Raw genomic sequence first — 20,469 nt, forward strand, 5'->3', positions numbered from 1 at the left:
ACGGGTTAAGACTTTGTTTGTTGCGGTGCCGCAAATTGAGCACATTTCGACAGCAAACGACGCCGATCCCAACAAACCGATCCAGTATCCCGCGCGACCAAATTGCGCGCGGCAGGGCATGATCCGGAAAAGTGGAAACCGGTTTTGATGCTCAATCAAGAGATCCAGTGATTGCGGAATGAGACCTGTGATGGAGCTTTTCGGCCAGTTCTTGCGACTTGGCATTTCCCGTCGCTCGCTTGCCATTGCGGTGGCCGTGGTCGGGACGGTCTCGCTGGCCATTGGTGCCCATGCGGCGCTGAACAAGCGGATAGCGGACGCCACCAGGGTGGCAGCCAACGACCAGGTGGACAGCGCCGCCAGGCCGTCGTCCCGGATTGCGCTCGTCATCGGCAATGGCCATTACCCTGACGCGAACGCCCCGCTGACCCAACCGATCAACGACGCGCGCGCCTTGACCTCGGCGCTGCGTCACGAAGGCTTCGACGTCGACGTCATCGAAGATGCGACCCATGACGACATGACCCGCGCCGTCGCCCGGGTGAAATCGAAGGTTCGCCCGGATTCGGTGGTGATGCTGTTCTTCGGCGGCTATGGCATCCAGGTCGGCCGCGAAAGCTACATGATCCCGGTCGATGCCAGGATCTGGAAGGAAGCCGACGTGCGCCGCGATGGCGTCAGCGTCGAGTCCGTGCTCGACGCCGCCAGGGATTTCGGCGCCTCGGCCAAGGTCGTGGTGCTCGATGCCTCGCGCCGCAACCCTTACGAGCGCCGCTTCCGCACGTTCTCCCACGGTCTGGCGCCGATCAACCTGCCTGACAACGCGCTGCTGTTGACGTCGGCATCGCCCGGCACGGTCGCCGATGATTCCACCGGTCCGGACTCGGTGCTGGTGACGGAACTGCTCAGCCATATCGACAGCAAGCAGGCCGACCAGGCGCGGGCCGCGGAGGCGATCTTCAACCAGACCCGCGTCGCGATCTCGCGCGCCTCTGGCGGCGCGCAGGTGCCTTCCGTCTCCTCGACGCTGATGGAAGACGTCAGCCTCAACGCCGACCCGGCTAAAGCCCGGTAGCTCAACGCCTGTCGTCGTCCCTGCGAACCAGGGACGACCAAAAGAGCAATCTCTGTTTCGTCGTCCCGGCCAAGCGAAGCGCGAGCCGGGATCCATAACCACTGGCTTGTGTGGTTACAGAAAGGTGTCTATCTGCGGCGTTCCATCCGCAAGGCCGCGGCGTATGGGTTCCTGCTTTCGCAGGAACGACGCTAAACTTTTTCTTCCCCAGCTAGGCCAGCAAATCGCTGAGGTCGCGCCATTCGAGATTGTCGCGCTCGATAAGCTCGATCTTCCAATCGCGCTTCCACCGTTTCAATTGTTTTTCGCGGGCAATGGCCTCATCCGCGCGATCGTACGATTCGACGTAGACAAGCCGATGGACGCCATAGGCTTTCACAAACGAAGACCCATCGCCGTTTCGATGTTGGTCCAGCCGTTTCTGCAAGGAATTCGTCACCCCAATGTAGAGGGTTCCGTGACGTCGGCTGGCAAGAACATAGACGTGAAACATGCTCGAAATTTATCGATCTGTCGTCCCTGCCGAAAGCAGGGACCCCCGCGTGAGCGCAATTGCGCTCATCGCGCCGCCGCGGCCCATCTTAGGGCACGGTGGCAACGACTTCCTCAATATCCTAGGCCGGTGGTTATAGGTCCCTGCTTTCGCAGGGACGACACCGGTTAGACCAAGCCTCTACCGCGCCTCGGCGTTCTCCATCACCGGCCGCACCACGTCGCCTTCGCGCAGCAGCGCGCCGGCGCGCGCGACCACGATGTCGCCCTCGGCCAGTCCCTCGCGGATTTCGATCTGGCCGCCCGACGTCAGTCCGACTTCGACGCGCTTGGTCTCGATCCGCGCGCGGTGCACCACCTGCACCACCGTGCCGGCGTTGCCATAAAGCACGGCGGTGAGCGGCACCGAAACGCCGCAGCTCTTGCCCGTCGTGATCATGGCGCGGCCGCTACCATTGACGAACAGCTTGCGATTGGTGGTGAGGCCGACAAAGACCTGGCCGAGCTGGGTGTTGGGCTCGACGGTCGCGCCGATGCGGCGGACCTTGCCTTCCACCTCGCCGCCGCCGACGAGGCGGACGCGCGCGCCCTGGTTCACCGCGATCTTCGGCAGGTCCTCCGTCGACACCATGGCGACCAGGTCGAACTCGTTGCGGGCGATGACGGTAAACAAGGCCTCGCCGCTCGGCGAGGCCACCGCGCCGATGGTCGCGGTCGAGCTCAGCACGAGGCCCGCGACCGGAGACGATACCGCGGTGGTGCCGCCGCCTTCGAATGGGATCAGCCGGGCGAGGACCTGGCCTGCCGTGACGGTGTCGCCGGGCTCGGCCATGATCTCGGCCACCTTCAGCCCCGGCCGCTCCGCTCGCACCATCGTCTCCTCGCGCGCGATCAGGATGCCGAATGCCTCGACCACGTTGGGGAAGCAGAATTTCGAAGCCTTCAGCACCGTCACCGCAGCGCCTTGCGGGCCGTCCTTAGGCGCGCTCGGATTGTCGGCAGCGAGGGCGGGGGCGGCGATGGCGAGCAGGGCGGCAAAACCCAAGGCCGAAAATTTGAGCGCGTTCTCGCGAGCGAGATTGATCATCCGCATTGCGTCCCAGCTTCTACTAGCATGGATACCAGACCGGCAGGAAAGGAGCAAAGCCCCGTGGCTGAAGCTATGCTACTCTTCGAAATGCGAAGGTCTTGCCGTCTTCCGATGTAACGTATCCAAGTCGGGCTAGCGACGCTAACACCTCGCTGATCTTTTTCTCAGTTGTCCTGGTTCGCTTGAACAGCTGGGCGAGACCCTTGGCATCAAGCGGTTGGGTGGCGGCGGCCAAGGCCGCGAATACAGCTGCGGTCTGTTCGACGGCGCCGCTTGGGAACGAAGGCTTCTGCTCTACAGAGGGAATAAGTTCGGCCGCAACCTGCGCGCCTTCCTCCTTGGCCGCCTGCTTGTCTAGCTCCTTGGCGAAACGGGGGATTTGATAGTCCGGTCTCAGCCAGCGCACCAAACCACGTTTCTCTTCCGCCAACCGTTCCTTGTTCAGCGCTACCAGCCGATTCAGAATTTCCTCGTCCGCAAGGTCAGCGGGCCAGTCGTAGGCTTCGGCCACCGCGACGTCGAGTTTATCATGTAGCTCTTTCAGGATGAGTACGAGGCCGTTGTCGAAAATTCCGCGATCGCTTTCGTCGAGTTCATCTGGTTTGGCTCCGGCGCGAAGCTTTTCAAGCACATTGTAGAGCCCCGTTAACGTCAGGCGCGGATGATCGACCAGCACGCGTTTGCGATGGGCGTCAAGCTCTTCGGCGATGACGCGAATAGTCTGTTTCTGGATGTTGTTGGCGTTGGGAAACGGAAAGGGGTCGAAACAGCGGGATTTCGAATAGCGAGGATCATTTCCTACGCCGAGCCAGCCGCCGGCACGAAGCGCCCATACAATGTGAATCCGTGACGATAAGATGCCCAAGATTGCTGCATCATCCGAGCCGATCGCTATGAGCATGTGGTCGGGCACAATTCCAATGTCCAGAAACTGAAAAACTCGGTGCTTGGTCGTTTCGACCGTCGCGATATAGCGCGGAAGACCTACAGAAAAGCTACGCAGCAATTTCCGTGGTTCTCCAAATCTCCACCAGTTTTCCTTGAAACTGGCTCTTCGGTTCAAATCTCGCTCGGGCTTAACAGTAAGCAAGACGTGTTGATATACTTCGGGATATTGGTCCCTCACTTCGTCGGACGTGAGGCCAAATAGATCGATCACCATTGCTCCGCGCGATCGGCTCATAAGATCGCGGCCATTGCGATAGTCGCGAATATGCTTCTCTAGGCTAGGGCGCCTCCCAAGTCCTAGATGGCTTGCCTCGGAAGGCGTAAGGATGAACCCTGCGCCGGCAAGCATCATTCCGTTCGAAGAAAGGTTGTCGTTCGCGCGAAGGGACTTCGCAGTCGTAACGTCCGAGCCGATCGTTAGGTCGGAATTTATGTGGCCGTAACTGATTTTAAAATCGACCTTGGGAGCATCGGTATCTAGGTTTTGTTCACGAGTCACTTCCTCTAAAAGGCCGTCCCTATTGCCGGCCTCGACAACTGTCATCGCAATTCGGACAGACGCCGCGTCTGGTGTCGCCTTTGTCCATGGATGATCGGGTATTGCCATCACAAGGGAAGTCGGCTTGTTGGATTTGAAGTGTCGCTCCATCACCCGTCGATTGAAGACCTGTGTGATGGAATTTGTGGTGACAAGCCCGAATCGTCGAAGCGTCGTTCCCCTGCGTGTCAAAAGTTCAGCAGCCCGGTCCCACCAATACAGAACGAAGTCAGTGGAATCGCCGATATGCGGGTGCGCCGACCAGAGCGCTTCAGTTTGTGCGTCTCCCAAGGCCGCCCGCATAAACAATCCTTTGCCGATAAACGGCGGATTGCCGGCGATAAACTCTGCCAAAGGCCATTCCGGCTGCCGCGCGTGCGGGTAGGTTTCCTTGCCATCGATGATCTTTGGCACCGGCTCACCGTCCCACGTCAGCACCGCATTCTTGACCTGAATATTTTTGAACGCCCGCAGGATCGGCTCATCCGGCGGTGCGCCTTTCGTGCGGAAATGCCATTGCAGATAGCCGATCCATAGCACCAGTTCGGCAATCGCCGCGGCGCGCGGATTGATTTCAAGTCCAAGGAATTGATGTGGGTCGACGCTGTGCGAACCAAGCCCGCGTAGCGCTTCCTGCCCGCCGAGATCGAGGAGTGCCTCCAGTACTTCGCCCTCAAGCCGCTTCATCAATTCGAGTGAAACATAGAGGAAGTTTCCAGTGCCGCAGGCGGGATCGAGCACGCGCGTCTCGCAAAGTTTATCGTGAAACGCCTGGACCTCGGCCGCAGCGCCTTTAAGGTCGCCTGAGGCGCGTTTTATTTCCGCCGTGGCCTGCACGTTGCGCCAGTCTTCGCGCAAGGGTTCAATGACAGTGGCGACTACGAGCCGCTCGACATAAGCGCGAGGCGTATAATGTGCACCAAGACGCTTGCGCTCGTCCGGATCAAGCGCCTGTTCGAGCAAAGTGCCGAATATCGAGGGATCAACCTCTCTCCAAGTATAGCTTGCGGCCTGCCGCAACTCGCCGATTTCCTCGCGTCCGAGTGGCAGCGCCGCTCGGTTCCGGAAAAACTCGCCGTTGAATTTCTTGACTTTGGTCTTCAGCACATGCGCCCACGTGCCAAGGTCCATTGCTTCCCAAAGCTGCCCCACATCATGTGTGAACGCCTCCGGACTCTTCTCGCATTCTTCGAGAACTTCCTTGAAAGATTTTTCCGGCAGCAGTCCGACATCTTCGGCAAACATCGTGAACAGGCATCGCATCAGGAACATGGCCACGTCCTGCGCGGGATAATTTCTCTTCTCTAGCGCGAGGGAGACTTGTGCCAGTCGTTTGGCGATGTCTCGCGTGACCTTTGCAGACGCCTGTGCAGGATCGAGCGAGGTTGGATCAAGCCAAATCTTGCGAAGACGGTCACGGACGACCTCGCTACGCAAGTCCTCAAGATAGATGCGGAAGGTCTGACGATCCGGGAACTGAGTGTAATTCTTTCCCTGGCCGGAAAAGTCAGCATAGACCTCGATGCAATGTCCGACATCGCAGACGAGGATGAAGGGTGGCCAGCCGTGAGAGGTTGGAAGCGCCCTCGCGTATTCCTCCGCTTGTCGCTTGGCGTTGAGCATCAAGACGTCCCAGGCGCGATCCGCGCTACGGCGCCCACGTGAACCTTCGGGAATATCGGCAGTAAACAGGTCGTTCTGGCCCGCGACCTTCTTGACGCCTCTCAGGCGGCTCTGTTTCGCTTCGAGAACGAAGCTGCTTTTCCTGTACAGGTCGATCCGGCCATGCGAATCGCCTTCGTCCTTGTGTTTGGTGACGGCCCGTTCGAACACATAGTCGTTGTGTTCGTGGGTAGCATCGGCGGGATCAGGCGGGGGCAGTCCAAGGAGTGCGATGAGTTCGTTGAGAAACGAGACGTAATTCGCCCGTTCCTGACCTCCCTCTCGGCCCTGCCATCGCTTGATAAAGGCTTCAACGGCTTCGGTGTTTTTGGTTTCCCCCATGGTCGCAACCTAACGGGAGGATGGGCTCAAGCACAACCCCACGAAGCTCGAAGGCTGCGTCCTTCATTCGACAAGACCTTGTCAGAGCTCATAAAATCAGGCGAAGGTCGTCTTGAAAACGAAAGATATACATTGTATGATATACATGGATGTGCGGATATCATGGAGGCGACGATGCAGGTTTCGAAATGGGGTAACAGCTTGGCAGTTCGACTGCCGAAGGCGCTGGTCGATAAACTTGGGCTCAAGGAAGGCGATGAGTTGAACCTGGTTGCCGCCAGGAGTGGCACGCTCGAAGTCGAAACGAAGGAAGATCAGCGCAAGGCTGCGCTTGGGCGCATGGCGGCGCGCAACTGGACGCTTCCTCCCGATTACAAATTCGATCGCGACGAGGCCAACGAAAGGTGAGCGCCTTCTTCGACACCAATATCCTTGTCTATGCCCAACAACCCGGGATGAACGGCGATCGCGCGCGTGCGCTGTTCGCAGGCGGCGGCAAACTCAGCGTGCAGGTATTGAACGAGTTCACCGCGGTCTCGCGGCGCAAGCAGGCCAAGGATTGGCGCGAAATCGCTGAGGCGATTTCCGACGTGCTCACCCTGGTCGATCCGCCGCTGACGTTGACGCTGGATCTGCATACGTCAGCGCGATTGCTCGCCGAAGAGAACCGGCTGTCCGTCTACGATGCGTTGATTGTTGCCGCCGCCATCGAAGCCGAGTGCGACACGCTGTTCACCGAAGATTTGCAGCACGGCCGCAAATTCGGCGACCTCACGATCGTGAACCCTTTCAAGGAAAGCGCGGCCTGAGTATCCGAAGCCTCGACTGATTTGCCTGACAGTCCCGTCCTTCCGAGAAAAATATTTCGTTTCACGTCCCACCCAAATCAATGGTTCTTCTTTGCCGTCCCGCCTCACACAAGGGGCGTTTCGCGGTCGTCACGGACGTTGGGTTAAGGGACGCGGTGATTTACGCCGCTGACGTCAGCGGCCGCGCGCGCTCAATCCGCTTGCGCTGGCGCGGAGAATGCATTGCCTCCCACAGATCGCTGCGCCGCTGCACGTTGAGCCAGAACTCCGCGCTATTGCCGAACACGCGGGCGAGGATGAGGGCGGTTACCGCAGTCACATTGTGCTTGTTGTTGCACAGCTCGTTGACGTGCTTGTGTTGCACGCCCATGGCTTCAGCCAGTGCCCCTTGCGTCAGGCCGACCGGCTTCATGAACTCTTCGACCAGAATTTCGCCGGATGTCGCCGGCTTGCGTTTTGTCATCAACATGGCTTGCCTCAATCGCGCTGCGTTCACTATCCCACCGAGAGAGCAGCCGCTCCAACAGCTGGCGATAGTGATTTCCGCCCGGTGGTTGCGTTATTGGACCCGACATGGCCACGTGCGGGATAACCGCTTGCCATTTAGTAACATATATGATACCAATTGATCCACGTTGAGGAATTTATCACCGATGAGGATGTGAGTCCCTTTCGGCGTTGGTTCGACGGCCTCGACGAACAGGCGGCGGCGCTGGTGACCATTGCCATCGATCGGCTTGGCGAAGGCAACATTTCGAATGCCAAGGCGCTCGGTGAAGGCGTCTCTGAACTGCGAATTAACCGAGGCCCCGGCTACCGGGTTTACTTCGGATGGGACGGCAAGGTGCTCGTCATTCTACTCGGAGGCGGCACCAAAAGAAGGCAGCAGAGCGACATACAGGCTGCACTGCGCCACTGGCGGACCTACAAGGCGCGCAAGGCTGCCGGACGGACGAAGAGGAAATGACCATGCCCCTGACGAAAAGCTTTCGCGAAACCGTGCGGGCGCGGGCGCGACGCGACGCCAAATTTCGCCGGGCGCTGCTGGGCGAGGCGATACAGGCGCTGCTCGATAGCAATCTGGAGGACGGTCGTGCTGCGCTGCGCTCGTGCATCAACGCCACGGTCGGCTTTGAAAAGCTCGGCGCGACGCTCGGCCAATCGCCGAAGAGCCTGATGCGTATGTTCGGACCAACAGGCAATCCCACCGCCGAAAACCTGCTCGCCGTCATCGGTGTTTTGCAAGCGGAGATTGGGGTTCGATTGCAGGTGCGCGCGGTGGCCGACGCCGCCTAAGGAAGATCCTGATGTCGAATTTCGCCTTCCTCGCCGCTCAATTCCCTGCCGTGCACGAGGTGGAGGCGGAGCGTCACGCGACAGCGCGGTAGCATAGCTTTCGAAACCTTTGGCGCTGCAATCTGATTTGCATTCCTGTCTACCCTTTCCTCGAAAAATATTCCGCTTTCGCCGTCGGGCAAATCGTTTCTACAAGCCTCGCCGTCCCGCCTCACACAAGGGGCGTTTCGCGATCGTCACGGACGTTGGGCGCGGGATGCGGTGGACGCTTGGGCGGCGCACGACGGGCGCGGCTTGAAGCGGACGGCGAAGGCGTGTGGTCCCGACATCTCGACGCTGATGTCAACTCGCGATGATGCTGCGCATCACGCGGGGATGGTGGCAAGAAAGCCCGATCACCAGGGAGAGCGCGCTATAGGCCGTTAAAACCATCGCGCAGGGAAGGCCGGATCGCTCCGGCGTACCTGTGGTGACTAACTCGTGTCCTACCTTTTTTTGGACGCGAGGCTGCGGGTGCGCAAAGCATCCGGCTTTCCCTGCGCCCTCGGTGATCCAAGGGTGAAGATTCCAGGTATCATCCGGGCGCGATTTGCGTCGCGGAAATATCGTCGTGTGTCTGCAACGCTTGGATGTTTGAAAATTGAAATCCTACACATCCGCTTCGTCGTCCCTGCGAAAGCAGGGACCCATAACCACAGGTGTTCGTGGTTTAAACAGGCGTCAGGCTTCCGCACTCCAACCGGTGGGCCGCGGCGTATGGATCCCGGATCGGCGCTCGCATTGGACAACGCTTCGCGTTGCCAAGAGCTCGCTTGTCCGGGACGACAGAGAGCGGCTACTGCTTCATCACGTCTTGCCGCCGCGCGCGGAGTTGGCCGACCGATCACCTGCCAAACAGCTGCTTCATGATGTCATTCAGCGGCTGGCTATCTTGCTGGCGCGAGGGATCGTTCGGCGAGGCGTCAGGCGAGTTGCGGCCGCGAGCGGCGTCCAATCCCTGCTGGATGAGTTTGCCCAGGGTGTCGCCGAGCGAGTTGCCGCCGGTCGTGTTGTTATCATTGCCGGCGTCGTCGAGATTAATGCGCGGCGCCGTCCACGGCCCGTCAATGACAACGGGAATGCCGAAGGCGACCGGGTCCGACGTGCGTCCCTGACCTTCGGTGCTCATCACCAGCTTCGGTTCAACGCGCAGCGCCAGCGTCTGCGCGCCGAGATCAACCGTGCCGGTGCCCGTCATTTTCACCAGTGGGCCAACCAGATTGAGGTCGGTCGTCTTCGCCTGACCCTTGTCGATGCGGAAGGATGCCGAAAGCCGGGAAAGATCGGTCGCTTTCTCCTGGCCTTCCTGCCAGCCCGAAAGCGTGCCTGACGTGAGCGAGCGGATCATCTGCGCCACGTTGAGGCCGCGGATGGCGCCGTCGGCGAAATTGGCCTTCACCGTGCCGGAAAGGTTCGACATGATCGCCTGCTGGCTTTGGCCATTGGAGCGAACGTCGATTTTCGCTTGCAGCTTGCCGTCGAGCTTGTCGAATCCGGCGGTGCTGCTCAGCAAGGGAAGCGCGCGAACGCCGGAGAGATCGCTGTGGATCGTGTAGACCGGCGTTTCCTGCGAAACGTCGATATCGACGGTGCCATTGGCCTTTCCACCATAGGCGCCGATATCGGACAGGGTGCCTTTCAGGATGCCGCTTTCGAGCGACGCCTCGATCGCCGCGGGGGCAAAGTGTGCACGCCCGATATTGAGTTCGTCGGCCGACAGGCGGACCTGCGCATCGACATAGTTGAGCCAGGCAAGCTCAATTGTTTCGGTGCTCCATGCGTTCGCAGCGGCCTCCGGCCTGGCCTGCGTTGCGGCTGCCGCGATGTCGAGGCGCTTGAAATCGAGGTCGAGCTTGACCAGGGGTTTGCTGGCGAAATCGACCGAGGCCCAGCCGTCGAAGGCGCCATTGCCGATCGTGCCGGAGAGGCTATTGATCAGGACCGTGCTGCCGTTGATCCGAAGCTCCGCCTTGCTCGACAGCGGCGCCTGCAACAGGCCGGGCGCCTCGAGCGAGAACTCGGCAGGAAGGGTCTGCCGTTGCATCGACGGGTCGCCCAACGAAGCCTTGAGGTTGAATGTCAGCGGATGGCCGCCCGCGCGGGCGTTGCCATCGAGGTTGAGATGGCGGTCAGCGCCGATCGTCGCATTGGCGCTGATACCCTCGATGTGCTCTTCCACCCGATCATGGGTATTGAAAAAAATGACCGTGCCCTCAGTGACGGCGATGCGCTTGATGGTCGTGGCGCTCGACGTGGCCGCTTCTGGCGGCGCGGCCGGCGCGGCGGAAGTCGATTTGGCCACAGCGCGCCGTTCACGGAGCAGCGGAATGCTGGCGGTGGGGCGATTGATCACAAGCTCGGTGATATCAGGCTGGCCCGACCACAGGCTGCGCAGCGTCAAGTCGGCCCGGAGGCTGCCGATGGTCAACCGATGGCCGGTGTCGTGGTCCTCGGTGTCCCGGTCCTTGGGCGGCTGCAGCGTTACCTCGCTCATCGTGACGTTGAGCCAAGGCCACAGCCCGACCCTGGTCGAACCCTTGACCGTCAGTCGGTAGCCGGTCTCGCGCGCGACCCGCTGTTGAATGCTGGACGTCAAAGACCCGGCGGGCATTCCGACGATCAGCAGCAATGCCGCCACGACGACCATGGCGGCAATAACCCCGCCTGCAATTTTCAAGGCTCTCATATCGGTCTTCCAGCTGCAAAGATGTGTGACTTATGACACAAGTCGTTCGATGCAGTTCCGTTGCGTGAAGCGATCGAATCTGGCGAAGGCGGAACCTCCAATTCGCCGCACTGGTCACTCGGCTGCCGGTGAATGGAGAATCGCCGGCGGCTTTCGATCCTCACCTTGGCCAGAATCGTCGCGACGATCGCTCGACGTGACGAACCGCCGCGCGAAGCGCCAGATCAGCGTGCCGATGTCATCCATCACCATGAACATCGCCGGCACGAACACCAGCGACAGGATGGTCGAAAAGATCAGGCCGCCGATCACCGCGAGCGCCATCGGCGAACGGAATTCGCCGCCGGCGCCGAAGGCCAGCGCGGAAGGCATCATGCCGGCCGCCATCGCGATCGTAGTCATCACGATCGGGCGGGCGCGTTTCATGCCGGCGTCGATGATGGCATATTCACGCGTCCTGCCTTCGCGCATGGATTCCACCGCGAATTCGACCAGCATGATCGCGTTCTTGGTGACGATGCCCATCAGCATCAGGATGCCGATCCACACCGGCGTCGTCAGCTGCTTTCCGGTCAGAAGCAGCGCGGCGATCGCGCCACCGATCGAAAGCGGCAGCGAGAACAGAATCGTGATCGGCTGCAGGAACGTACCGAATAGCAGCACCAGCACCGCGTAGACCATCATCAGGCCGGCGGTGATGGCGGTGGCAAAGCCCGCCGACAATTCGTTGAGGCTTTCGGCGTCGCCGGAAGGATTGACGGTCACGCCCTTCGGCAGGGTCTTCATGACCGGCAGTTCATAGATCCTTTTGGTCGCGGTTCCGAGCGCGGCCGTGCCGACAAGATCGGCGGCGACCGTCGCCTGCCGTTCGCGGTCGTAGCGGTTGATGCTGGTCGGCCCCTGGCCAAGTTTGACGTCGGCGACCACGGATAATGGGACGCCGCCGTGGCCGCCGCCGAGCGGAACCCGCAACTGCTCCAGCGTCTGCAAGTCGCCGCGCGCGCTATCTTCAAGCTGAACCCGGATCGGCACCTGGCGGCCGCCGGCATCGAACTTGGCGAGCGCCGGGCCGACGTCGCCGATGGTGGCGACGCGAATGGTCTCCGACAGGCTCTCGGTGGAAACGCCGAGCCGCGCAGCCAGATCGGCCCGTGGCTGGATGCGCAGCTCCGGCCGGTCCAGCGCGGTTTCGGAGATCACGTTGGCGATCAGCGAAATCCGCTTCATCTGGTTGGCGAGTTCGCTCGCAACGTTGTTGACGATGTTGCTGTCGGCGCCGGTGACGACGAGCGAGATCGCGCGCAGGCCGTTTTCGTCGAGGAACCAGAAACGAATGTCAGGGACGTTTGCGAGCTCCTTGCCGATCGAAAGCTCGAGTTCGCGCTGGGTAATCTCGCGTTCGGTCTTCGGCGTGTAGTTGATGATCAAAGCCGCGCGGCGCACTTCGAATGTGCCGGGCGGAATCCGGCCACCATCGACGAAAACGCTTCGTACTTCGGGTCGCTTGCGCAACCGGGCCACGATCTGCTCGGTGACCTTCTCGGTGAAGGCAAGCTGCGAGCCGGGCGGCAGCTCGATGGCGAGCAGCGAACGCGCGGTGTCCTGTGCCGGCAGGAAGCCCTGCGGCAGCAGCGTGATGCTCCAGATCGAGGCGGCAAAGATGCCGAACCCGATCATCACCGTGACGAAGTAGTGCTTGACCGACCAGGTCACGAGCTTCGTGTAGGTCTGGAGCACGCGGCCGGGCGCCGGATCGTCGTGCGAATGATCCTTGAGGAAGTAGGCGGCCAGCACCGGCGTGACGAAGCGCGCCGCGAGCAGCGAGAAGAACACCTGAACCGAAACCGTAATGCCGAATTGCTTGAAAAACTGTCCGGCGATGCCCGACATGAAACTGGCGGGCGCAAAAATCGCGATGATCGCCAGGGAGATCGCAATCACCGCCAGACCAATCTCGTCGGCGGCCTCGAGCGCCGCGCGGTAGGGCGATTTGCCCATCCGCATGTGGCGCACAATGTTCTCGATCTCGACGATCGCATCGTCGACGAGAATGCCCGTCGACAACGTGATGGCGAGGAAGCTGACGAGATTGAGGGAGAAGCCGAGAATGTCCATCGCCCAGAACGCCGGGAAGATCGACAGCGGCAGTGAAATTGCGGCGATAATGGTGGCGCGGATGTCGCGCAGGAACAAAAGCACGATGATGACGGCCAGGATCGCGCCTTCGAACAGGGTCGAGATCGCTGCCTCGTAATTGCCCTTGGTGTATTCGACCGAAGTATCGATCAGCTTCAGATCGACCTCGGGATGGGCAATTTTCAGAGCGTCGATGCGCTTCTGCACGGCGGCCGCGACCACCACGTCGCTGGCGCCTTTGGAGCGCTTGATGCCGAGCGCCACCACCGGTTCGCCGTTGAAGCGCGCAAACGTCCGGCGATCGGCGATGGTATCGGTGACCGTTCCGAGATCGTCGAGCCGGACCTCGCCGCCGTTCGGCAGGCTGATCATGGTGCCGGCGAGTTCGTTGAGGGTCTTGGCGCCGGCGAGCGTGCGGATAGCCTGGTCGTTCTTGCCGATTTCGGCCCGCCCGCCGGCGAGATCGACATTGGTGCCGCGCAGGCGGTGGGAGACATCGACCGCGGTCAGCCCTGCGGCCTGCAGGCGATCGGGATCGAGCGAGACCAGAATTTCGCGCTCGACACCGCCGATACGCTCAACCTGGGCGACGTTGCGCACGCCTTGCAGCGCGCGTTTGACCACGTCGTCGACGAAGTAAGACAGTTGCTCCGGCGTCTTGCCGGGCGAAATCGCGGCATAGGTGACGATCGGCAGGCCGATGACATCGACGCGCTGGATAAGCGGCTCGTTGACGTTCTGCGGCAGGTTGGCGCGCACGCGCGTCACCGCGTCCTTGACGTCGTTGAGCGCGCGGTCGGTGTTGGTTTCCAGCGCGAACTGGATCGTCGTCACCGACAGGCCGTCGGTGATCGACGACGAGATGTGCCGCACGCCCTCGACGCCGGAGACGCCGTCTTCGATCGTCTTGGTGACCTGCGCTTCAAGTTCGGCGGGGGCGGCGCCGAACTGTGAGACCGCCACCGAAATCACCGGAATATCGGCGCTGGGCAGCCGCGTCACCGCCAGGTGCGTGAAGCTGACCCAGCCCAACAACAGGAGAATGATTGAAAAGACGACCGACGGAAGCGGGTGGCGGATCGACCATGCCGAAATATTGAGAGCCATCAGCGTACCTGCGTCCGGTCGAGTGCATCGGGGAATACGGTCTTGATGTGGTCGCCGTCGTGCAGCGAAGAGCCGGCATCGGCCACGACGACTTCGCCGACATTGAGGCCTTCGAGGATTTCCGTCGAGGTGTCGGAGACGAGGCCGACCTTCACCTTCCGCGTTTCGATGATGTTGTCCTTGACCACCTGAACGGTGAGATGGTCAATCGCGGTGCGCGGGATCGCAACGCCGCAACTGCGCTTGGCGTCGATGCTGGCCTTCGCAAACATGCCGATCTTGACATCGGAACTGCCATTCAGCGCTATCCGGACATGGCCGAGCTGGGTGTTGCGATCGATCTGTGGCGACACCAGGCGCACGCGGCCGACAATCTCCGGACCATTGTCACGGACGATCCGCGCGGTCGCGCCGGGGCTCAGCTTTGCCATGTGAACCGCCGGTACCTCGGCGTCGAGGTCGATCTCGCTATTGACGGCAATGCGGAACATCGGTCCGGCCTGCGGCGAGGCGGGCGCGCCGGCAATGGTGTTGACCTGGGTGACAAGTCCGGCGGCGGGCGCGCGCAGCGAGGTCGGGTTGCGCGAATAATTTCCCCCTGGCGGAGGGGCAAGGCGCGCCAATTCCTGGTTATCGGCGACAGTCTCGCCCTCGCGGACCAGCACTTCCGTGACCCTCGAACCCTCCTGCTCGACGCCAGCCACGGCCTCGTGGCGCGGCACCACAAATCCGGTCGCCCGCACCAGATCTGAAAAGCAGGCGTTGGCCGATTTGGCGACGACGACAAGTGCGTTGCCGGCCATCTCCTTTTTTCCGGCGTGCCAGCGATGCTCGAACCAGTACCAGCTGGCCCCGAGGACGATGAAGAATACAAGCGCCAGCGCGGGCTTGACGTAGTGGGAAAGGTTCATTGCCGGGCTCGGCGCTCCTTGGTCGGGGCGGACTAGTGTCCCGATTCCGAAGTTCGTGCTCCATCGCAGCACCCGCCTTCACGAACTTCGGAAAAGTCATGGGCTACTCACAAACTTATTGATTCTAGTACCGCTTTTTCGATCTCAAGTCCCCGATTGAATTCGCCGCTTGTGGTGCAGGAACTTCAAATAGACCTCACTAGCGGCGCGTTGGCGCGAAATCAGGTGGCTCCGTCTGCGGGAGCTTTAGATAGATGGGTTGAATGTCTCAGTGTACGCCGTAGCTTGCAAATTCCTTGACAATATTCGGGTCCATCGCCTTCGCGTTGTTGATGTCCACCTCGCCATCCGAAGCAGCGCCACTACGCTGCCGCGCCAGGCCGCGCCCATACAGCGACGAGGTCAGCCGCGGATTGAGCCGTAGAGCGGCGTCGAAATCGGCGATCGCGTTCTTGTTCGATCCGCTTTTCAGGTTGACTAGCCCGCGGCTGTCGAGGGCGTCGACGAAGTTCGGGCGCAGCCGGAGCGCCTCGTTGCAGTCCCGCAGCGCCGGCTGCAAATCGCCGGTCACGGCGCGCACCCAGCATCGGTTGTTATAGGCTTCGACATCCTTGCCATTGAGGCGGATGGTGTCGCTGAAGTCCCGGACCGCAAGGTCATAGGCGCCCTTGCTGGCATAGACCTGGCCGCGCCTGTAAAGGCTGCTGGCGTCGTCAGGATTTTCCGCAAGCTTCTGGTTCAGGCCCTTGATGATCAGATCATCGGCGAGCGAGGGCTGTGGAGGTGTCGCCTCGCTGCTCGGCGTCTTCGCCACGGGGGGCTCGGGCGGCGGTGGGATCGCCGCTTCCATCTTCGGCGGCGGAGGCACCTCCGCCTTTGGCGGCGCCGGCGGTTCAACGCGTGGCGCAGGCGAGGCGTCGGCGGTCGGCTGTTGCGGAGCCGAAGCAGTGGGCCGCGCGCCCGGAATGAAGGAGAAGTCTTCCGCCAGCGAGGACGAAATCCACGGGACCTGTTCGCGCTGCGAAGCGCGGGTGACGCCGATGCGGGTGCGGTTGAGCGTCTCCTCCGCCATCAGGTCCGGAACCCGGATCTCCTTCAGCAACTCCTGGACGAACAGACTGTGGTCGCCGCCATTGTCGGACATCACCGAGCTGAGCGCCGCCGAATACATCACCAGCGAGCCGTTGGGCGCGATCACCGGAGCAAGGCCGGCCGAAGCGCTGCGGAACCGCCGTTCATAGGGGTTGCGCCGCGATGCATCGATCAGGGCGATCTTGACGCCGGCGCCGCGATTATTGATTTCGCCGAGCATCGTCTCCAGGCTGAAGCCATCCCGCCGGACATCCGCTTCGGTCCATATCTGCGCATCCACCGGCATCATGAAGCTCCGGCGATTGGACTGGATGCCGAAACCGCTGAAGAAGATCAGCGCCACGCTGCCGGGCTTGATATGGCCGTACAGGCGATCGAGCGCTTTGCGCATTCCGTCGTTGGTCAGATTTTCGCCGACCTCGACCGTGAAGCCGTCACGCTTGAGTTCGTCGGCGAGGCTCCGCGCGTCGTTGACCGGCTCTTTCAACGGCGCATCTGCGTCGGGATATTTGGCATTGCCGATGACGAGAGCAATCCGGTCCGGGCCAGCCGCCCAAGCGAAATTCGGGGCAAGCAAAAGAACCAAAAGAGCCAGCAACGAAAGGCGGATACTCATTCTGCTTCTGTCCAGGCAATTTGTGCGTCGGTTCAACGCGTAAGCGGCGATACCCCAGGCCCGCGCCGGGCTAACTTCATCTCACCCGCGCCCCCAAGCGGTGTCAACTGTCCGGGAAGCCGCCAAAGCGTCGCGCAGTCTAAAATTTCAGGGGCTGTGGCGCCTGGGTCCGCCGTCCCCGGTCGCGCTCTGGGAAAAGACCTTTAGGGCGCGTCATTGTCGCGATACATGGTGGATGACCGGCTGGCAGATGACCGGCCATTTTCACTTACCGGCATAAGTGGCTAGTGGAGTGGATTTGACATTCGCTACCATCCGACCGCGAATTCGCAAGCGAATGTCAAATCATAAACTCCACTAGAAACATATATTTGCTAGTGCCCATAACTTTCCGAAGTTCGTGAAAGGAGCGCGCTGAGGTGTAACACGAACTTCGGAAAGTGGGCACTAGCTACCGCGCGGCAGCGAAATGACGCGACGGGCAAAGAGCGGAAGTGCCATTGGCTTTGCGACCGATCATTTCGACGGCCTGCGGGGCAGGCCGTTTCGGCGGCAACCGCAGATCATGGAAAATGGCAGTACTGGCGGCAGTGGCGCATGTGCCATCGTCGTATGGCGGTTGTCCTTCTCGTGCAACGCACAATCTACTGCGACGCGCCAAGCTGGCGGCCGCTTGCCGCACCATGCAAACTGTGATTGGTTTTCCAATTGCCACAAGAAATTGAAAGTGGAGGATAATATGAAGCATTTTATGATCAAGCGACGACGCGCAATTTCCTGCGCTTTTGTTTTTCTTGCGGCGCAATTCGCTTGGGCTGCCCCTTCTCAAGCACAAATCGTCGCACTCGGCGCGAGCGTGGTTCAGGGCTATGGCGTCAACTCCGGCGAGGCGTTTCCGGAGCAATTGCAGGGGATGCTCCGCGCCAAGGGCAAGCAGTATTCAGTCAGCAATCAGGGCGTCTCCGGAGACACCACCGCTGGCGTTCTGAGCCGGCTCGACAGCGCCGTGCCCCAGAGCACGCGCATCGTCATCTTGATGATCGGCGGAAACGACATTCGCCGTGGCGCTAGCGTCGCCGACGCAAAGGCAGGCGTGGCACAAATCATGTCGCGATTGCGAGCACGCGGTATCCGTGTGATCAATGCGATGCCGCTTTATATGGCCGCGCGAAGCAAGGGGATGGTGGTAGCGGACGGGATTCACCTGAACGCCGCGGGACAGAAATATGTGGCCAGCGCGCTGCTGCCATCGATCAACTGAACGCCGCGTCTGCCATCGAGGCTGATTTTTGCAAAAATGACGTCGCGAGGGAGACAACCCCCTCCGGGACCTTGGTAGATTTCATGACGTCACTCCCAGAACGTTCCTCGCGCAACGCCTGGACGCATTGATATGCAGGACATGAGCAATAGTGCTCAACCCGACAAACGCGCAACGCCACGCGCCAAATTTTCTTCCGTCGTTTTTGCGATGCCGCGGCGCATCCATTCCCATGTGTCGAGCCGGACGACGTCGGAGCTTTATGGGGTTGCAAAGACGACGATCGTCATCATGGCGGGTGTCCTCCCGACCGTGATCGGCTTTGTAATCATCCTGCAGTCGTTGCTGCACACGCCAATCGTGCTGACTCCGATCAGCGTGCCCGAGGCGTACGAGAAAAATGGATATTCAAGCGAAGCTGCGACCCAACGCCTCCTCGACGAGATCGCCAACATCAACAGCATATCGGTGGGAGGCAAGCCGAAGACGTACGTCGGCGACACCAGCTTTCTCGGCGATGTCGCCGCCACCCAGGTTCAATCTGGACTGATTGATGCACGATCGGTCCAAACGCTGATAAGGCGATTCTTCGGCAAGGATATCATTCAGCTCTCGGGCGAAATCACCCTGCGAAAGCAGAATGACAAGGAAGTGGCCCGGCTACGCCTGAGGCGCTCGCCGGGCCGAGAGACGCTTATTGATGTGGAGTCGTCGGGAGGTCCCGAAGCGCTCTTCGCCAAAGGCGGCATGAACCTGCTCGAACGCCTCGACCCGGAAATTGCCGCGGGCGTCTATTGGCGGGAGTATGGCGATGCCGAGACGGCAAAGCGCCTGCTCTCGGTCGCGCTGGTGAGCCCGGACCCGAACTCGCAAAAATTTGCCTGGAACCTGAAGTCCTACATGCTCGCCGTCGATGGCCGCATCGATGACGCGCTTGCCGCTTCAGAGCGGGTTAGATCTTTTGGCGGCGTCCTGTTCCCCGCTGATAACTCCAAGGCATTTGCGCTGACGCTCGCCAAGAGGTTCGACGACGCGCTTGCCGTTCAATTGGGGAACGTCCAGCGTTACCCCAACGAACACAGCACGCATTTTGTCCTCGGCTGGATCTATCAGGCTAGCGGTAACAACGCCGACGCCATCGTATGCTATCGGAAGAGCATCGAGCTGTTTCCGAAAAACGCCGGAGCATACCGGCGGCTCGCCAAGGTGCTTCGCGCGACAGGTGACACGGAGGGCGCAACTGAGGCGCTGGTGACAGGCACGATGCAGACCCCGAACAATCCGGGTGTGCTGTCGGACTATGCCGAAGACCTGCGGCGGCGAAAGGAGATGCACTCTGCCAGCCAGGTTCTGCAAAAGGCGGCAACCATCAACCCCGACAATTGGACGATCATCGTTTCGCTGGCCGAAGTCGAACAGGGGCTGGGTCACAGCGCCGAAGCAGCACGCGTGATAGCCGTCATTCGCGGTCGCTTGGCGAATGGGGAAAAGCCGCCCGCCAATCTTCAAGGGCGCGTCGATACCATCCTGAAGCCGTCGCCGGAAAATCAATAAAACGACCCGGTCGCCGCGGAAGTCTCGATTTCTCGCGCCTAAGCGACGCCTGCGAGGTCCGCTTCGCCGGGGAAGCGGGCCCGACGGGTAGAAGGCTCATGGAGCTTCTAGTGTTGCCGAACAAACGCCAGATCGTTCGACTAAATTGAGTCCAAATGACATCAAGACGCGTCACGCTGACCTTTGACAACGGCCCGGTGCCTGGTGTCACCGAGCGCGTGCTGGATATTCTGGGGCAGGCGCGGATTCGTTCGACCTTCTTCGTGATCGGACGCAATCTCGACAAGCCGGGCACAGTTGAACTGATGAAGAGCGCGCATGCGGCGGGTCACTGGATCGGCAACCACACATTTTCGCACACGGTTGCTCTGGGGGATCGGCCGGATTGCGATTATGCGGTGAGCGAGATCGAGGGCGCACAAGCGCGCATCGGGCCCTTCGCGCAAGCCGAAAAGCTGTTTCGACCCTATGGCAACTCCGGACATCTCGGACCTCATCTTCTGAGCCGGGCGGCCCTCGATCACCTCGTCGTGCAAAATTACCGGACGATCATCTGGAATAACGTGCCCGGTGACTGGCGGGATCCGGACGGCTGGGTCGAGCGCTGCGTCGCGGTGGCCTTGGACGAGCCCTGGAGCGTCGTGGTTCTGCACGATATCGAAGGCGGATGTCTGGCGTGCCTGCCGGAATTGCTGCTTAGGCTGGAAGATCTCGGCGTGACATTTGAACAGGAATTTCCGGACGCCGTCACGCTCACGCGGGGAGGCCGGATCGTCAACCTTCCGCAAGGCTACGTCGCCGACTGAGGAGGCAGC

Annotated in this window: 16 protein-coding genes; 8 read left to right on the forward strand and 8 right to left on the reverse strand. The window is 60.8% G+C overall.

The annotated features are described in order from the left end of the window. Positions 1 to 178: 178 nt before the first annotated feature. The gene (locus M6D32_RS20105; RefSeq protein ID WP_298259459.1) at positions 179 to 1,075 is read left to right on the forward strand and encodes a caspase family protein; all 897 of its coding nucleotides are present in this window, start codon (positions 179 to 181) and stop codon (positions 1,073 to 1,075) included. 211 nt (positions 1,076 to 1,286) lie between these two features. Here M6D32_RS20105 and M6D32_RS20110 read toward each other — a convergent pair whose 3' ends face one another. The 3 genes from M6D32_RS20110 to M6D32_RS20120 form a co-directional block, all read right to left on the reverse strand. Further along, positions 1,287 to 1,568 carry a GIY-YIG nuclease family protein gene (locus M6D32_RS20110; protein ID WP_298259462.1) on the reverse strand — a complete coding sequence of 94 codons (282 nt, stop codon included), beginning with the start codon at positions 1,566 to 1,568 and terminating at the stop codon, positions 1,287 to 1,289. Between the two features lie 180 nt (positions 1,569 to 1,748). Then, entirely contained in the window at positions 1,749 to 2,654 is a 906-nt protein-coding gene (locus M6D32_RS20115) for an HlyD family efflux transporter periplasmic adaptor subunit (protein ID WP_298259464.1), read from the reverse strand. A gap of 73 nt (positions 2,655 to 2,727) precedes the next feature. After that, positions 2,728 to 6,147 (reverse strand): DNA methyltransferase, encoded by a 3,420-nt coding sequence (locus M6D32_RS20120; RefSeq protein WP_298259466.1) that lies wholly within the window; start codon positions 6,145 to 6,147, stop codon positions 2,728 to 2,730. A gap of 174 nt (positions 6,148 to 6,321) precedes the next feature. Here M6D32_RS20120 and M6D32_RS20125 point away from each other — a divergent pair, with 174 nt between their 5' ends. Continuing rightward, positions 6,322 to 6,555 (forward strand): AbrB/MazE/SpoVT family DNA-binding domain-containing protein, encoded by a 234-nt coding sequence (locus M6D32_RS20125; RefSeq protein ID WP_298259468.1) that lies wholly within the window; start codon positions 6,322 to 6,324, stop codon positions 6,553 to 6,555. Next, positions 6,552 to 6,956, forward strand: coding sequence for a PIN domain-containing protein (locus M6D32_RS20130; protein WP_298259470.1), 405 nt, complete (start codon positions 6,552 to 6,554; stop codon positions 6,954 to 6,956). The genes M6D32_RS20125 and M6D32_RS20130 overlap by 4 nt, the downstream gene beginning before the upstream one ends. Positions 6,957 to 7,116: 160 nt before the next feature. Here the strand turns inward: M6D32_RS20130 and M6D32_RS20135 are convergent, their stop codons facing one another. Continuing rightward, complete coding sequence (locus M6D32_RS20135; RefSeq protein WP_298259472.1) at positions 7,117 to 7,425, reverse strand: HigA family addiction module antitoxin; 309 nt, start codon at positions 7,423 to 7,425, stop codon at positions 7,117 to 7,119. A gap of 159 nt (positions 7,426 to 7,584) precedes the next feature. On the opposite strand from M6D32_RS20135, the gene M6D32_RS20140 reads away from it, so the two are divergent. Next, positions 7,585 to 7,923 carry a type II toxin-antitoxin system RelE/ParE family toxin gene (locus M6D32_RS20140; protein WP_298259523.1) on the forward strand — a complete coding sequence of 113 codons (339 nt, stop codon included), beginning with the start codon at positions 7,585 to 7,587 and terminating at the stop codon, positions 7,921 to 7,923. A 2-nt stretch (positions 7,924 to 7,925) separates the two neighbouring features. Further along, positions 7,926 to 8,252 carry a transcriptional regulator gene (locus tag M6D32_RS20145; protein WP_298259474.1) on the forward strand — a complete coding sequence of 109 codons (327 nt, stop codon included), beginning with the start codon at positions 7,926 to 7,928 and terminating at the stop codon, positions 8,250 to 8,252. An 883-nt stretch (positions 8,253 to 9,135) separates the two neighbouring features. Here M6D32_RS20145 and M6D32_RS20150 read toward each other — a convergent pair. The 4 genes from M6D32_RS20150 to M6D32_RS20165 all read right to left on the reverse strand — a co-directional run bounded on the left by M6D32_RS20150 (position 9,136) and on the right by M6D32_RS20165 (position 16,839). Next, complete coding sequence (locus M6D32_RS20150) at positions 9,136 to 10,977, reverse strand: AsmA family protein (protein WP_298259476.1); 1,842 nt, start codon at positions 10,975 to 10,977, stop codon at positions 9,136 to 9,138. A gap of 114 nt (positions 10,978 to 11,091) precedes the next feature. Next, a complete protein-coding gene (locus M6D32_RS20155) occupies positions 11,092 to 14,220 on the reverse strand; it encodes an efflux RND transporter permease subunit (RefSeq protein WP_298259478.1) in 3,129 nt (1,042 codons plus the stop codon). Further along, complete coding sequence (locus M6D32_RS20160) at positions 14,220 to 15,131, reverse strand: efflux RND transporter periplasmic adaptor subunit (RefSeq protein WP_298259480.1); 912 nt, start codon at positions 15,129 to 15,131, stop codon at positions 14,220 to 14,222. Before M6D32_RS20160 ends, M6D32_RS20155 begins: the two co-directional genes overlap by 1 nt. 268 nt (positions 15,132 to 15,399) lie before the next feature. Beyond that, a complete protein-coding gene (locus M6D32_RS20165; RefSeq protein ID WP_298259482.1) occupies positions 15,400 to 16,839 on the reverse strand; it encodes a caspase family protein in 1,440 nt (479 codons plus the stop codon). Between the two features lie 469 nt (positions 16,840 to 17,308). Between M6D32_RS20165 and M6D32_RS20170 the strand changes: the two genes are divergently transcribed. The 3 genes from M6D32_RS20170 (at position 17,309) to M6D32_RS20180 (ending at position 20,460) form a co-directional block, all read left to right on the forward strand. Then, on the forward strand, positions 17,309 to 18,100 hold the full coding sequence (locus tag M6D32_RS20170; RefSeq protein WP_298259484.1) for a GDSL-type esterase/lipase family protein: 792 nt from the start codon (positions 17,309 to 17,311) through the stop codon (positions 18,098 to 18,100). A 132-nt stretch (positions 18,101 to 18,232) separates the two neighbouring features. Continuing rightward, a complete protein-coding gene (locus M6D32_RS20175; RefSeq protein WP_298259486.1) occupies positions 18,233 to 19,654 on the forward strand; it encodes a tetratricopeptide repeat protein in 1,422 nt (473 codons plus the stop codon). A gap of 155 nt (positions 19,655 to 19,809) precedes the next feature. Then, positions 19,810 to 20,460: a polysaccharide deacetylase family protein gene (locus M6D32_RS20180; RefSeq protein ID WP_298259488.1), complete on the forward strand. Its 651-nt coding sequence runs from the start codon at positions 19,810 to 19,812 to the stop codon at positions 20,458 to 20,460. Positions 20,461 to 20,469: the final 9 nt, after the last annotated feature.

The sequence above is a fragment of the Bradyrhizobium sp. genome (assembly GCF_027307225.1).
GTDB lineage: Bacteria > Pseudomonadota > Alphaproteobacteria > Rhizobiales > Xanthobacteraceae > Bradyrhizobium.